This window comes from Parageobacillus caldoxylosilyticus NBRC 107762 (assembly GCF_000632715.1).
Classification (GTDB): domain Bacteria; phylum Bacillota; class Bacilli; order Bacillales; family Anoxybacillaceae; genus Saccharococcus; species Saccharococcus caldoxylosilyticus.
Map to the genome: position 1 here is coordinate 1 of NZ_BAWO01000005.1, position 15,712 is coordinate 15,712.

Consider the following 15,712-nt stretch of genomic DNA (forward strand, 5'->3'; position numbering starts at 1 on the left):
CAGGAATGCTCCTTTATAAAGTAAAAATAACCTGCCTGCCCTCGAAAACGAAGGCACCAACAGGTTATGTTTCTATCATCAAAGCTCTGCACTATTAACGAGGTTCTACAATTAATTTAATCGCCGTGCGCTCTTCTCCGTCAATAATGATATCGGTAAACGCAGGAATACAGATGAGATCCATGCCGCTTGGTGCCACGAATCCTCGTGCAATAGCTACTGCCTTAACGGCTTGGTTTAATGCACCTGCACCGATCGCCTGGATTTCCGCCGCTCCGCGCTCACGCAATACCCCGGCAAGTGCACCAGCTACAGAGTTAGGATTCGACTTTGCTGAAACTTTTAATATTTCCATTTCTAGCTCCTCCCTCGTTTCCTCCTAAAATTTATCGAGAAAAATGATTTCATTGTTACTTATATTCACTGTTTTGACAAGTATTCCTGCCTAGACGAAAAAAATTTTAAAAAATTTCTAAAAAGTCTATTATTCAAAATAAGGGTGGTCATCATTGATGATGATTCGCTCAATCTTATTCGCCCGCCCTGTTTTTATGTCCACATCGATGAGCACGGCGTTCAGCTGGCTTCTTCCCTCTTTTATTTGGAAACGGACAGGTAATGATGTCAAAAACTTTCTCAGCACTACTTCGCGATCTACACCTAAAATCCCGTCATATGGACCGGTCATTCCAACGTCGGTAATATAGGCAGTTCCTTTTGGTAAAATACGAGCATCAGCCGTTTGCACATGCGTATGGGTGCCGACAACGGCAGAAACCCGTCCATCCAAATACCAGCCCATCGCCTGCTTTTCGCTCGTTGCCTCCGCGTGAAAATCAACGAAAATAATCGGCGTGCGCTGCGCCGCCTCGGCGATCAGTTCGTCGGCTTTTTTGAACGGACAATCGATGGCCGGCAAAAATATTCTTCCTTGCAGATTAATGACCGCCACTTCCATATGCTCGATTTGTATATAGACAATCCCCTTGCCCGGAACACCTTCTGGAAAATTTGCCGGCCGCACTAATGCTTTGGCATCATCAATAAATTCAAATATATCGCGCTGGTCCCATGCGTGGTTGCCAAGCGTGACGACATGGGCTCCTTGCTCAAGAAAAGAGCGGTATATTTTTTCCGTAATTCCTTTTCCGCCCGCGGCATTTTCCCCATTGATAATAATGATGTTCGGTCTATGCTTCTCCTTTAGCTTTGGCAAATATTGCTCTACCATTTTTCGTCCTGGCGAACCGACCACATCGCCGATAAATAATAACCTCATTCATATATCCCTTTCTAAGCTGAAGTGTAACTAGTTCAAGTGTGGCACAAAATATAAAAAAAATAAAGTGGCAATATTTCGCCACTTTATTTTGCATACTCTACCGCCCTTGTTTCGCGAATCACAGTAACTTTAATATGTCCTGGATAATCGAGCTCTTCTTCAATCCGCTTGCGGATTTCCCGCGCTAACCGATGCGCTTCTAAATCATCGATCACATCTGGCTTCACCATAATGCGCACTTCGCGTCCCGCCTGGATGGCGTATGATTTTTCTACTCCTTCATACGATTCCGCAATTTCTTCTAATTTTTCGAGGCGGCGAATGTAGTTTTCAAGCGTTTCGCTACGCGCTCCCGGTCTTGCCGCAGACAACGCGTCTGCTGCGGCAACAAGCACGGCGATGACAGAAGTCGGTTCGGTATCGCCATGGTGGGAAGCAATGCTGTTAATGACGACTGGATGTTCTTTATATTTCGTCGCCAGTTCGACGCCAATTTCGACATGGCTTCCTTCCACTTCATGGTCAATCGCTTTACCAATATCGTGTAGAAGACCGGCACGTCTTGCCAGCATTTCATCTTCACCGAGCTCCGCCGCCATCAGTCCCGCTAAGAACGCCACCTCGATCGAATGCTTCAATACGTTTTGCCCGTAGCTTGTCCGGAACTTCAACCGTCCTAAAATTTTGATTAGATCCGGATGCAAGCCATGAACACCAACTTCGAATGTCGTTTGTTCACCGACCTCGCGAATGTGTTCGTCGACTTCCCGTCTCGCTTTTTCTACCATTTCTTCAATTCGCGCCGGATGGATCCGTCCATCTTGAACGAGTTTGTCCAAAGCGATGCGCGCCGTTTCGCGGCGGATCGGGTCAAACCCTGATAAAATAACAGCTTCCGGCGTGTCATCAATAATTAAATCTATGCCGGTGAGCGTTTCGAGCGTGCGAATATTGCGCCCTTCGCGTCCGATGATCCGCCCTTTCATTTCATCGTTTGGCAAATTAACGACGGATACGGTTGTTTCCGCGACATGGTCCGCAGCGCAACGCTGAATAGCGAGCGATAAAATCGCTTTTGCCTTCTTATCCGCCTCTTCTTTCGCACGCGTTTCAGCCTCTTTCACCATCACGGCAATTTCATGGGACAATTCTTTTTCAACGCGTTCCAAAATAATTTGCCGCGCTTCTTCGCGGGTCAAGCCGGAAATTCGTTCTAATTCCGTTTGTTGCTGCTGCACGAGTTCTTCCACTTTGCTTTCCATCTGTTCAATATGCTGTTGTCTTTCATTCAGTGCTTCGTCTTTCGCCTCTAAAAGCGCCTCGCGTTTATTGAGGGCTTCGTCTTTGCGGTCGAGATTTTCTTCTTTTTGCAGCAATCGATTTTCTTGTTTTTGCAGCTCACTTCTGCGGTCGCGAATTTCACGTTCCACCTCGGTGCGAAGCTTGTGGATTTCATCTTTTGCTTCAAGAAGCGCTTCTTTTTTCAACGCATCCGCTTCTCGTTTTGCTTCTTCCACAATTTGCTGTGCGGCTGCTTGTGCACCGCCAATTTTCGCCTCTGCGATCGATTTGCGAACAAAAAAGCCAACAACGGCACCGACAACTAAGGCAAGCAAAGCGGAGATGATGATTGAACCCATGGTTTCACCTCCTCTTGCTATCATTCAGATGCGTTTGATGTAACTGTTGGCATGTACATTGTTATCAACGTTTCAACATACAGCACAATTTTTGCAAACATCGGAGTTTCAAGCACCGGCAACCCGTTGATTCATGAAGCGTACATAGAGCGAACGGTTCAATGGATGGGAGCTGTGGATTTACGCGAACGCAGTCTAGCTTTCCGCAAATGCTTACCGCACTCCCTTGCATGATCGTCCATCATTTCAGAGAGTTGGTCCAGTGCAAAACGATTCCTTCACCAGTCTTTGCACGGACCGCCTCCATCAGCCGGAGTCACGGGCTTCTATCGTTTATTTTTTTTGAAAAATATACATGTTAATTTTAAAGGCGGCAAAAATGATTGTCAAGATATAGGAAGTGCACCCCTGCAATAAATGGAAAATAAAAAAAGAGAGGAATCGCTTTCCTCCCTCGTTTAGTCTTCCAAAAGCCCAAACTCGTCTTGCTGCAATTCGCCGACACTGTTAGCACTAGAAGATTCAATGCCGTAATGTTTGCGGATTTCTTGGGCAATTTCTTCGGCAATATGCGGATTTTCTTTTAAAAACTGTTTCGCATTTTCCCGCCCTTGGCCAAGGCGCTCGTCTTTATAGGAGTACCACGAACCGCTTTTTTGCACGATATCAAGCTCCGATGCCATATCGATAATTTCGCCTTCGCGGGAAATGCCTTCTCCGTACATAATATCTACGTCCGCTGTTTTAAATGGCGGAGCCACTTTATTTTTCACAACTTTAATTTTCGTTTTATTTCCCACCATATCGTTACCTTGCTTGATTTGCTCAGCACGGCGCACTTCCAGGCGGACGGAAGCATAAAATTTTAACGCGCGGCCGCCTGGCGTTGTCTCCGGATTGCCAAACATGACTCCGACTTTTTCGCGAATTTGGTTGATGAAAATGGCGATCGCCTTTGACTTATTAATCGCTCCTGATAATTTGCGCAACGCTTGCGACATCAAGCGCGCCTGCAAACCAACATGGGCGTCGCCCATTTCCCCTTCAATTTCCGCTTTTGGCACCAGCGCCGCAACGGAGTCAATGACAATAATGTCAACCGCACCGCTTCTCACTAACGCTTCCGCGATTTCGAGCGCCTGCTCGCCCGTATCTGGCTGAGACAGCAGCAACTCATCGATATTGACGCCTAATTTTTGCGCATAAACCGGATCAAGTGCATGCTCTGCGTCAATAAATGCCGCTTGTCCCCCTTGCTTCTGCACTTCGGCAATCGCATGAAGGGCAACGGTCGTTTTCCCTGAAGATTCAGGTCCATATATTTCAACAATGCGCCCGCGCGGATAGCCGCCCACTCCTAAAGCGATATCAAGCGCCAGCGATCCACTGGAGACAGTGGAAATTTTGCGATCTGTCTGCTCACCAAGCCTCATAATCGAGCCTTTGCCAAACTGCTTTTCAATCTGTTTCAACGCCTGCTCTAAGGCGGCTTGACGGTCTTGATTCACTAACAAACTCCTCCTTTTTTCTCAACTACTTATACTATACCGTTTTTTACGGCTGTTGCCAAGCAAAAAATCGAACGTCCATTCGTTTTCTTGTGGTGAAAATAGAAACAATCTCCATCAGAAGGGGGGAAAAGCAGGGAATAACGTGAGGAAAGACGGCTACGCTTCATCGGTAGCCGTCCAATGCTTTTAATAGGAAGGAGCAGCCATACTTTGCGGTGCGGACGCGAATTGCGTCGCGCTGGCCGGATAAGGTGAGCGGATAAACATCCGTCCTATTATCGGAAGTGGAAATGCCGATATATACGGTGCCAACTGGCTTCCCTTCAAGCGGGGCTGGCCCTGCTACACCGGTAAAGCTGATGCCAATATCCGCCTGGCAGAGCGTGCGGACGTTTTCCGCCAACAGGCACGCGCAACGTTCGCTTACCGCGCCGTCGGCTGTTAAAACGGCATGGGGGACGCCAAGCACTTTTTCTTTTACATCATTCGTATAGCAGACGACGCCGCCGCGAACCACTTGGGAAGCACCAGGAACAGCTGTCAGTTGCTCTAGGAAAAGCCCGCCTGTTAAGCTTTCAGCCGCTGCCACTGTTTTCTTTTGTGCTTTTAGCGTCTGAATCGCCTTTTCAAATAATGTTTCTTCATTATAGCCATAAAGATAGGCGCCGACGCGTTCAACAATTTTCTTTTCCGTCTCATCAAGCATTTTTTTTGCCTCTGCTTCCGAGCGGTGCTTCGCGGTCAAACGCAACGTCACCTCTCCGTCGCCGGCAAGCGGGGCAATCGTCGGATTGGACTGCTGATCAATCAAGTCTTGAATTCTTGTTTCCAACTCTGACTCGCCAATGCCAAAAAAACGCAATACGCGCGATTCAATGCGTTCCTGCTGTCCAAGCTTCTCTAGCAAAAAAGCGCGGCCGTATTTGAGAAACATCGGCTGCATTTCTTTTGGCGGTCCGGGCAAAAGCATATAGGTAATGGAATCGATTGTAATTGCCATCCCCGGCGCCATGCCGTGCTCATTTTTTAATATGACAGAGCCTTGCAACACCAATGCCTGCTTTTTATTATTTTCCGTCATGATCCGGTTTGTGCGGGCAAAATACGCTTCAATGGAACGCAGCGCTTCCTCATCCGTCACCAGCTTCCGCTGCAGCAGACGAGCGATCGTTTCTTTCGTTAAATCGTCTTTCGTCGGACCGAGCCCGCCGGTAAAAATAATCAGGTCGGCCCTTGTTCGCGCCACTTTTATCGCCTGCTCGAGCCTAGCGGCATTATCACCGACAACAGTATGAAAATAAACGTTAATGCCAAGCCCGGCAAGCTGCTGCGACAAAAACTGCGCATTGGTGTTGGCGATTTGTCCGAGCAACAGCTCAGAGCCAACAGCAATAATCTCTGCGTTCAATCAAGGCGCCCCCTTTATTGGTCTGCATGTATATTTCTATTTGGAATGCAAGAAAGCATGTTTATTTTTTGAAAAATAATCCCAGCCGGACCATATCGTAAAAATGACGGCCACCCACAGCGCCAAATCGGCAAACGGAAACGATAGAAGCGAAAACGGAAAGTTATGCAAAAGAAGAGCGGAAATCGCTATAATTTGCGTCCACGTTTTAATTTTGCCGAGCATATTGGCAGCCATTACCTCTCCTTCGCCGGCCAGCACGAGCCGCAGCCCTGTCACGGCAAACTCGCGGCTAATGATGACAATCACCATCCAAGACGGCGCATAATGAAGCTCAACAAGCACAATAAGCGCCGCCGAGACAAGCAATTTATCGGCAAGCGGGTCCAAAAACTTCCCTAAGTTGGTGACAAGTTGATATTTACGGGCATAATAGCCGTCAATCCAATCCGTCGTCGAAGCGATAATGAAAATCAACGCCCCGATCAGATGGGAAACCGGCAGCGTGACCGCGCCGATTTTCACGCTGCCCCACCCAAACGGAACAAGCATAACAATTAAAAATAACGGTATGAGCATAATGCGCGCTACTGTTATTTTATTAGGCAGATTCACTCCAAATACCTCCGCTAGTCAGCATGTGAAAAGACTATCCATCGATGATGCTATGATTTTTTAAAGATAAATTTCATTTTCTGGAATACTTCATCTTTTGGATCGATTGGATAGGTGAAAGGTTTCCCGTTTACTTTCATGTCCACATCAAGCGTGCGGCCGATTTTCACAAACACTTCCGTCTCGGCGGACAAATCAAATGTTTGTGTTTGTCCGTTTGTTAAACTACCTTTAAAGAAAGAATGCCCCTTTGTATTGTATACTTCTACCCACGAATTGCCTTTCGATGTCAACTCAATAACAAATTGATCCGTATTGGTCAGCTCAATCGTCGATAAGTTGCCGCGTGTTTCTACGACGTTAAGCGTTGCTTTTGGTGCAGGCGCTTCTTTTGTTTGTTGGCTGACTTTTTCCCGGTTGTTGTGGCTTGCCTGTTTTCTCGCTTTTTCTTTCGCTTTCTCAAGCGGCGAGTTTTCCGAACTTTCAACCTCTGTTGTCGTCTCTTTTTTCACTTGGCTTTCCGGTTTGTTTCCGGCATTATTTTGCAGAAGCAGCCAAATGATGACGGCAATGCCGACAACGACGACGGCAATAAGCAGCTTCGGAAGCAAATTGAGCCATTTCGTGCTTTCCGGCGAGAGCTGCTGCCGCGTTTTCACCCGCGATAGCGGTTGAGGAATCTCATCTTGGTAAGATTGTGGAATGTCTTGTTTGTACTCTTCAAATATTTGTTCCGGGTCAAGTCCAACTGCCTCCGCATATTGCCTAATAAACGCGCGGACATAGAAATTTCCCGGCATGATGGCGTAATTTCCTTCTTCAATGCCGATTAAATAGCGCTTTTGAATTTTTGTCATATCTTGCAGCTCGTCCAAACTAATGTTTTTCGCCTCTCTCGCTTCCTTTAAACGTTTACCTAATTCTGTCAACGATAAACACCTTCCACTTTTTGATTAAAAATCAAATTCTGAAAAGCCATCGTTTCCAAACAGAGACGGCTGATCAATGACATCGTACGTAATCTCTTCATTTGGATCATGACGCAGCTCAATAATGTAGTCAAAGTCATCTAGCGTATATTCGGTATGGCGGACAAAAATATCCGGGTGCTCCACTACTTTCGTCGCCTCCAAACGCATCAGTTCGCGAATCAGCTGCCAATGCCGCTCATTCGCCCGCCTAGTTGACACAATACCGTCAATAATAAAAATATTGTCTTCGCTATATTCATCCTCGATCAGCTGGCTGCGCACCGTCTGTTTAATGAGGGTCGATGAGACGAAAAGCCAGCGCTTATTGGCACAAACGCTAGCCGCGACGATCGACTCCGTTTTGCCGACGCGCGGCATGCCGCGGATGCCGATCAGCTTATGACCTTTCTCTTTAAAAATTTCCGCCATAAAATCGACAAGCAGTCCGAGCTCGTCACGGACAAAGCGGAACGTTTTTTTGTCATCGGCATCCCGCTGAATGTAACGGCCGTGGCGGACGGCAAGGCGGTCAAGCAGTTTCGGCTGGCGCAGCTTCGTTACGGTAATATTATCCATCGTTTGCAAAATGGTAGAGAGACGTTCAATTTGTTCATTATTATCGCAAAGCAGCAACATGCCGCGGCGCGAATCGCGCACGCCGTTAATCGTCACGATATTGATCGACAGCATCCCTAATAAGGAAGCAACATCTCCTAACAGCCCCGGACGGTTAATATGTATTTCGTACTCTAAATACCACTCTTGCTTTCCCATCCCGTCTCCTCCCTCATTCGCAAATGCCCGCACAAACTACCTATGATAAGTTCATACTACTATAATATCGAATGGAAAAGCAACCGAAAAGGGATAGGAATGAAAAAAAGAGAGGTGGACCCTCTCTTGCACATATTTTTTGTTATGATTCTTGCTGTACTAATTTTACCATCATGTTCGCAATGGCATGCTGCTCTTGTTCATCGGCGACTCTCCAAAGATCAGCAAGCAGCCGCTCTTCCGGGTTTTTTGGATCTACTTGTCTTGCTAGGTAGTCACCGATTTGATAAGCGACATCCGAGATCACTTGTTGGCTCAGTCCTTGCTGCTGCGCTTGTTCAAGACGCTCTGCGAGGAAGTCCTTCCATTGTTCAAAGTTATCTAATACAGACATATGTGTAACCTCCTTATTTTTCGTTTCAAGGATAGTTTGCCTGTTTTTTCATAAAATATACTTAACAGTACCATCCGCCATTGACGGAAATAATTTGCCCGGTTATGTAAGAAGCTGCATCGGAAATCAAAAAGGACACTGTTTTGGCGACCTCATCGGCCGTGCCGAGACGCCCGATCGGAATATCGTCCGCAATCGCCTGCAAATCCTCTTGCGAAAATATGCGCAACATATCCGTATCAATCGCTCCGGGAGCGACGGCGTTGACGCGAATGCCGCTTGGTGCTAATTCTTTCGCAAGTGCCTTCACAAACGCATTTTGTCCGCCTTTGACCATCGAATAGACGACTTCGCATGCAGCGCCGGTTAATCCCCAAATGGAAGAAACGATGACGATGTTTCCTTGCTTTTTGGCAATCATTGAGGGCAGCAGTTTTTTTATTAATAAAATCGGGCTTGTCACATGAAGCTGCACCATGCTTTGTGCCAGTTCGTCGCTCATATCTGTAATAAGGCCGTAATAGCTATTTCCACTGTTGTACACAATGACATCAACCGGGCGATTTATTTGCGAAAGAAGCACATCCACGCCATCTTCCGCTGCAAGATCGGCCTGAATCGGCACCACATGCGTGGCTGCCAACTCCTTTTTCAGCTTTTCGACTGGCTCCCGGCGGCGATTGTAATGCAATAAAAGCCCATAGCCATCAGCAGCGAGCTGGCGGGCGATGCTTGTCCCGATTCCGCCGCTTGCCCCGGTAATCAGTGCGTATTTCATAGCGATCCCCCTAAAAAAGCATCCTTCATGGAAGGATGCTACTTTTTCTCTTTTGGAACTACTTGACAGACAGCGATTTGCGATTCACAGAAACACTGCTTGGCAATTTCCCCAATTTGTTCCGTTGTTAATGATTGCAAGACGGAAACAACATCGAACAAACTGCCCCCATTAAACGCGTAGCGCGTAAACTGGTTGGCGATATATTCCGGAGAATTCAGCGAACGCAAAAACGCGCCGATTTTTTTCTTTTTCACCCGCTCTAGTTCCTCGCCTTTCACTGTATCAATGGAAAAGGAAAACAAAATTTGTTTCACTTCTTCGCTAAGCCGATCGGCATCGCTTGTATCGCCGCCGACCATGGCGAAGCCGAACTCGCGCTCTTCGGTATAATCATACATAAACGTTTCATCAATAAGCCCAAGCCGGTACAATCGCTCGTAATGCGGCGAACTTTTGCCAAACAAATAGTCCAGCAAAACATTGAACGCCAGCTCATGAACCAGTTTTTCTTTGCCGGCTGGAGGAACAGATGGGGCTTTAATTCCGACAAAGCATTTGTTCGTTTGCACATGCATCGGGATGACTTTCTTTTTCTCGGCAACCTCGCTTGGCTCCTTATATATAAACCTTTCGACTTTCTGTGCTTTCGGGAACGATTTTTTCGCTTGATTATCGCGAATTTGCTGCATTATTTTCTGCTCATCGACCGGTCCGACGACAAAAAGCAGCATATTGCTCGGATGGTAAAATGTTTCATAACATTCATATAAAAGATCTTTCGTAATTTGCGCAATAGACTCGACCGTACCAGCAATATCGATTTTTACCGGGTGGTTTTGATACATGCTTTCAATGACGCCAAAGTAAACGCGCCAGTCAGGATTATCATCATACATGCGAATTTCCTGGCCGATGATTCCCTTTTCTTTTTCCACCGTTTTGTCGGAAAAGTAAGGGCTTTGCACAAAGTCAAGAAGCGTTTCTAAATTTTTTTCGACGTTGGCGGTGCTAGAAAATAAATAAGCGGTGCGCGTAAAGGACGTAAATGCATTCGCCGATGCCCCCTGTTTGCTGAACTGTTGGAACACGTCGCCGTCTTCTTTTTCAAACAGCTTATGCTCCAAAAAGTGGGCAATGCCATCGGGAACCCGCTTCATCTCCGTTTTGCCGAGCGGGACGAATTGATTGTCGACCGATCCGTAGTTGGTCGTAAACGTAGCATACGTTTTGTTAAATCCTTTTTTCGGCAAAATATATACATCCAAACCGTTTTCCATTTTTTCATAAAACAGCTGTTCCTGCAGCTGTTCGTATACCATTTTTTTCATATTATTCCGCTCCTTCCATTCCGGTCAGGAAGTAAATCGTATCGAGTTCGACTTTGCCCGCGACGCGCACGATATCTTCGCGGGTAACGCGGTCGGTGCCCGAGAGCCATTCTTCCATCGGCCGCTTCCGCTTGGAAACGACATTATGATAGAGCACTTCCACTAATCCACGCGGAGTGTCGATCGTTTCAAGCAGCTGATTGCGAATGACCGCTTTTGTCTGCGTGATTTCTTCATCGGTGAAATCTCCATTTTTCATCGCTTCCATTTGCTTTTCGATAATTTGCCGCGCTTTTTCGTAATTCGACGGCTCAATGCCCGACATGACCATTAATAACCCTTTATGGCTTTCCAAACGCGAAGCGGCATAATACGCTAAACTCGCTTTCTCGCGCACGTTGATAAACAATTTGGAATGGGAGAAACCGCCGAAAATGCCGTTAAACATTTGCAGCGCGTAATAGTCATCATCATTGTAAGTGACGTTCGTGCGGTAGCCGATATTTAATTTTCCTTGTTTGACATCTTGTTTTTCCACCACTTCGTTCACTTTCTCCGGTGCTTTATGCGCCACTTGTGTTCCGCCTGATGAACGGACGTTGCGGCTTGGCATGGAAAAATGGGATGTCACCGCTTGCAGGACCGCGTCTTCCTGGACGTCGCCAATGACGTACAAATCGATTTCATCCTCGGAAAGCGTTTTTTGATAATATTGAAACAGCTGTTCCGCGGTAATGCCGTCAACATCTTCCAGCTCGCCATTGGCATGTAAAGCGTACGGCTCCCCTTTGCACATTTCTTGAATGAGCCGCAAGCTGGCGTAACGCATTTTATCATCATAAACAGCTTGAATGCGCTGCTTTAGCGCCCGCTTTTCCTGAGCGACAATCTCTTCGACAAATCGCCCGTTTTCCATGGCAGGACGAAGCACAATATCTGCCAGCAATTGAAGCGCTTTCTCTAAAAGCGGCGTTTTCTCCTGCAAAAACACTTCATTGGCTACATCGATGCGAATCGTAATAATATGATTTTCACCCTTCTTCGCTAAATCTACATTTAATGTCGCTCCATACAGTTCATCTAAATACGTCCGCAGCTGCTTGACACTTGGATATTTCGCCGTGCCGCTTTGCAATACATAAGGCAAGAGGGCGCGCAACGTAACCGTTTCCCTGGAAAGAGGCGCTTTCATTTTCCATACAAGTGTATTGGTTTTATATTTATTGGTCGGAACCGTATGGACGTTAATTTGTTGAACCGTCGTTATTTTTTCATTGACCAATCGAACTCCTCCTTTGCAATAAATCTCATGGATATTTTTATTGTTGTGTTCGCCTTATCAACAATATACCTTTCCCAAACCAAAAAATGCAAATAAAAGCAAAAAGAACCCGACGAGTTGGTTCGGGTTCTTTTTCTGTTCGGTTACCGTTTTCCCTTAATGTAAGGAGTGCCTAGAGATTTTGGCGCTTCCGCGCGTCCGATAAAGCCGGCCAGCGCTAAAATGGTCAACACGTATGGGGCAATGAGCAAATAAACGGTTGGGACATTTTTTAAAAATGGAATCGTCTGACCGACAATGCTCAAGCTTTGTGCTAACCCAAAAAACAGCGCCGCTCCCATCGCGCCGATCGGATGCCACTTTCCGAAAATCATCGCCGCAAGGGCCATAAAACCGTGCCCAGAAATGGTGGCATGGCTGAAATCACGTGAAATAATCGTCGCATACACCCCTCCGCCAATACCGCCTAACGCACCGCTAATCATCACAGCGATATAACGCATTTTCGTCACATTGATCCCCATCGTATCCGCTGCCATCGGGTGTTCGCCGACAGCGCGAAGACGAAGGCCAAATGGCGTTTTGTAAATAATATACCAGGCAACAAACGCCAAAATAATCGCCAAATATGACGGAATGTACGCATTTGAGAAAAAGAGCGGCCCGATAACCGGAATGTGGCTTAATACAGGAACGTCAATTTTATCAAATCCGACTTGAATTTGATCGGTTTGTCCTTTTCCATACATTTTTTTGACTAAAAAGAGCGTCAAGCCAAGCGCCAAAAAGTTGATTGCCACGCCGCTGACGACTTGGTCAGCGCGGAAAGAGACCGAGGCAACGGCGTGAAGCAGGGAGAAAACCGCACCGACAATCATCGCAGCCAGCAGGGCGAGCCATGGAGTAAACGCCCCAAACTGATCAGCAAACGTTAAGTTAAAAACAACGCTAACGAACGCGCCGATAATCATTAACCCTTCTAAACCGATGTTTACAACGCCGGAACGCTCGCTAAATACACCGCCAAGCGCTGTAAAAATTAGGGGAGCAGCAAAGAAAATCGCAGATGGAACGATGATTTGCAGAACTTCATAAATGCTCACTTATTCCGCCCCCTTTTGCAAACGAGATAGTAATAAGCGAATAATGTAACTAGATGCGACAAAGAAAATGATAAGTGCAATAATAATATCCACTAATTCGGTTGGCACGCCAGCACTCGACGGCATTTCCAGCGCTCCGACTTTCAGCGCACCGAATAATAATGCCGAGAGCAAAATTCCAAAAGCATTGTTGCCGCCAATCAACGCCACCGCAATTCCGTCAAATCCGATGCCGGTAAATCCTGCTTTCGTAGAAATGTTGCCGAATGTGCCAAGGCCCTCCATGGCGCCAGCAACACCGGCAAAAGCTCCGGAAATGACCATTGCTAAAACAATATTCGTTCTTACATTCATTCCCGCATATTGCGAAGCGTGCTGGTTAAATCCGACCGCCCGCAGCTCAAATCCTTTTGTTGTTTTTTCAAGAAGAAACCACATGATAACGGCACCAATAACGGCGATAATAATGCCGTAATGCATCGTAGAATGGTACGTAATGGCATCGAGAAAATCCGAACGAAGCGATGCGCTTTCGTGGATAGGTTGGGATTTAAAACCTTCATCTGATAAAACAGAACGGATAATGGCATTGGTAACATGAAGAGCAATATAGTTCATCATAATCGTAATGATTACTTCGTGCACTTTTAAATAAGCCTTTAAAATGCCTGGAATTAACGCCCATAGCGCTCCCGCCAGCGCCGCCGCCAAAATGGCGAGCGGCAAGTGAATCACCTTTGGCAAATCGAACGATACGCCGACCCATACCGCTACGAGCCAGCCGACAATAAGCTGCCCTTCGACACCAATGTTAAACAAACCCGTGCGAAAGGCAAAGGCAACGGCAAGTCCCGATAAAATATAAGGCGTCGTCTGACGAATCGTTTCGCCGATGTAATACGGATCGCCGAACGCCCCGTAAATCAACGCGGAATATCCCGCAATCGGATTATACCCGCTGACGATCATGACGATCGAGCCGACGATCATCCCTAACAGCACCGCCAGCACTGGAACGAAGAATTGATTAAGCCGATTTAAATTCATGAGGACACACCTGCTTCCTTCCGTTTACTTCCTGCCATTAGCAATCCGAGCTCCTGTTCCGTCGTTTCTTTCGGATCAACGATGGCGACAATTTTTCCTTCGTAAATCACGGCAATGCGGTCGCTTACATTCATCACTTCATCGAGCTCAAAAGAAACAAGAAGAACTGCTTTGCCTTGATCACGCTGTTCAATAAGCCGTTTGTGGATAAATTCAATGGCTCCAACATCCAACCCGCGCGTTGGCTGCACCGCAATCAGCAAGTCTGGATTCCGATCCACCTCGCGGCCGATAATCGCTTTTTGCTGGTTACCCCCAGAAAGAGCGCGCGCTTTCGTATACTCATCAGGAGTGCGCACGTCAAATTCGGCGATCAGCTGCCGCGCTTTTTCGTAAATCGCTTTAAAGTTCAAAATGCCGCGCTTCGAATATGGACGCTTATAATACGTTTGCAGCGCCATATTTTCACCGATTGGAAAATCGAGAACAAGCCCATGTTTATGACGATCCTGCGGGATATGGCCGACACCGGCTTCAATAATTTTCCGCGGCGGAAGATTGGTAATATCGCGGCCGTTGAGCAAAATCGTTCCCGATTCCGCCTTAATCAGCCCTGTCAGCGCCTCGATCAGTTCTGTCTGTCCGTTGCCGTCCACCCCGGCAATGCCGACGATTTCTCCGGCATGCACCGTTAAATCTAAATGGTTCACGGTCGTCACGCCGCGTGCATCTTTCACGACTAAATCTTTAATTTCCAACACCGGTTTGCCTGGCTGCGCCGGTTTTTTCTCCGTTTTAAACTGCACTTCGCGACCGACCATCAGTGCGGCGAGCTCATTTGGGTTCGTTTCTGAAACGTTTAAAGTAGCGATTCCTTTTCCACGGCGAATGACCGTTACGCGGTCGCACACTTCCATAATTTCTTTTAATTTATGCGTAATTAAAATAATCGATTTTCCTTCCTTGACAAGCTTTTTCATAATTTGTATCAGCTCATGGATTTCTTGTGGCGTCAGTACGGCGGTCGGTTCATCAAAAATCAAAATGTCCGCCCCGCGGTATAATGTTTTTAAAATTTCCACACGCTGCTGCATACCCACGGAAATATCGGCAATTTTCGCCGTCGGATCGACAGCAAGACCATAGCGTTCCGACAGCTCGCGCACTTCCCTTTCCGCCCGCTTTATATCGATCGTACCACCTTTTGTCGGTTCACTGCCTAAAATAATGTTTTCCGTTACCGTAAACGTATCGACAAGCATAAAATGCTGGTGCACCATGCCGATCCCAAGATCGTTGGCTACGTTCGGATCGGTAATGTTGACTTTTTGGCCTTTTACGCGAATCTCACCGCCATCCGGCTGGTAGAGACCAAACAACACGTTCATTAGCGTCGACTTTCCCGCCCCGTTTTCGCCAAGGAGTGCGTGAATCTCCCCCTTTTTTACTTGCAATGTAATGTTGTCATTTGCGACAAAATTGCCAAATACTTTGCGGATGTTCAACATCTCAATCACGTATTCCAAACTATTCACTCCTTACTTCAGCAAGGTAAAATCACAAAATGGAAGGATGC

General features: G+C 46.8%; 15 protein-coding genes. All 15 read right to left on the minus strand.

Going from position 1 to position 15,712, the window contains the following annotated elements; translation table 11 throughout:
• Positions 1-94: 94 nt before the first annotated feature.
• A complete protein-coding gene (gene spoVS, locus GCA01S_RS02490) occupies positions 95-355 on the minus strand; it encodes a stage V sporulation protein SpoVS (protein WP_003251598.1) in 261 nt (86 codons plus the stop codon).
• 129 nt (positions 356-484) lie between these two features.
• Entirely contained in the window at positions 485-1,279 is a 795-nt protein-coding gene (locus GCA01S_RS02495) for a TIGR00282 family metallophosphoesterase (RefSeq protein WP_042407048.1), read from the minus strand.
• Positions 1,280-1,365: 86 nt separating this feature from the next.
• A complete protein-coding gene (rny, locus tag GCA01S_RS02500) occupies positions 1,366-2,922 on the minus strand; it encodes a ribonuclease Y (RefSeq protein ID WP_017437012.1) in 1,557 nt (518 codons plus the stop codon).
• Between the two features lie 458 nt (positions 2,923-3,380).
• Positions 3,381-4,430: a recombinase RecA gene (gene recA, locus GCA01S_RS02505; protein ID WP_017437013.1), complete on the minus strand. Its 1,050-nt coding sequence runs from the start codon at positions 4,428-4,430 to the stop codon at positions 3,381-3,383.
• 166 nt (positions 4,431-4,596) lie between these two features.
• The gene (locus tag GCA01S_RS02510) at positions 4,597-5,841 is read right to left on the minus strand and encodes a competence/damage-inducible protein A (RefSeq protein ID WP_042407052.1); all 1,245 of its coding nucleotides are present in this window, start codon (positions 5,839-5,841) and stop codon (positions 4,597-4,599) included.
• Between the two features lie 36 nt (positions 5,842-5,877).
• The gene (gene pgsA, locus GCA01S_RS02515) at positions 5,878-6,456 is read right to left on the minus strand and encodes a CDP-diacylglycerol--glycerol-3-phosphate 3-phosphatidyltransferase (RefSeq protein WP_042407054.1); all 579 of its coding nucleotides are present in this window, start codon (positions 6,454-6,456) and stop codon (positions 5,878-5,880) included.
• 50 nt (positions 6,457-6,506) lie between these two features.
• Positions 6,507-7,385, minus strand: coding sequence for a helix-turn-helix domain-containing protein (locus GCA01S_RS02520; RefSeq protein WP_042407057.1), 879 nt, complete (start codon positions 7,383-7,385; stop codon positions 6,507-6,509).
• Positions 7,386-7,409: 24 nt separating this feature from the next.
• Positions 7,410-8,201 (minus strand): DUF3388 domain-containing protein, encoded by a 792-nt coding sequence (locus GCA01S_RS02525; RefSeq protein ID WP_017437017.1) that lies wholly within the window; start codon positions 8,199-8,201, stop codon positions 7,410-7,412.
• A 142-nt stretch (positions 8,202-8,343) separates the two neighbouring features.
• On the minus strand, positions 8,344-8,595 hold the full coding sequence (locus GCA01S_RS02530; RefSeq protein ID WP_017437018.1) for a DUF3243 domain-containing protein: 252 nt from the start codon (positions 8,593-8,595) through the stop codon (positions 8,344-8,346).
• Between the two features lie 61 nt (positions 8,596-8,656).
• A complete protein-coding gene (gene ymfI, locus GCA01S_RS02535; protein ID WP_042407061.1) occupies positions 8,657-9,373 on the minus strand; it encodes an elongation factor P 5-aminopentanone reductase in 717 nt (238 codons plus the stop codon).
• Between the two features lie 38 nt (positions 9,374-9,411).
• Complete coding sequence (gene yfmH, locus GCA01S_RS02540; protein WP_042407063.1) at positions 9,412-10,704, minus strand: EF-P 5-aminopentanol modification-associated protein YfmH; 1,293 nt, start codon at positions 10,702-10,704, stop codon at positions 9,412-9,414.
• 1 nt (position 10,705) lies between these two features.
• Positions 10,706-11,986 carry an EF-P 5-aminopentanol modification-associated protein YfmF gene (gene yfmF, locus GCA01S_RS02545; protein WP_042407066.1) on the minus strand — a complete coding sequence of 427 codons (1,281 nt, stop codon included), beginning with the start codon at positions 11,984-11,986 and terminating at the stop codon, positions 10,706-10,708.
• Positions 11,987-12,129: 143 nt separating this feature from the next.
• The gene (locus GCA01S_RS02550; RefSeq protein ID WP_042407069.1) at positions 12,130-13,089 is read right to left on the minus strand and encodes an ABC transporter permease; all 960 of its coding nucleotides are present in this window, start codon (positions 13,087-13,089) and stop codon (positions 12,130-12,132) included.
• Complete coding sequence (locus GCA01S_RS02555; protein WP_017437023.1) at positions 13,090-14,136, minus strand: ABC transporter permease; 1,047 nt, start codon at positions 14,134-14,136, stop codon at positions 13,090-13,092.
• Positions 14,133-15,662 carry an ABC transporter ATP-binding protein gene (locus tag GCA01S_RS02560; protein ID WP_017437024.1) on the minus strand — a complete coding sequence of 510 codons (1,530 nt, stop codon included), beginning with the start codon at positions 15,660-15,662 and terminating at the stop codon, positions 14,133-14,135. The genes GCA01S_RS02555 and GCA01S_RS02560 overlap by 4 nt, the downstream gene beginning before the upstream one ends.
• Positions 15,663-15,712 lie beyond the last annotated feature (50 nt).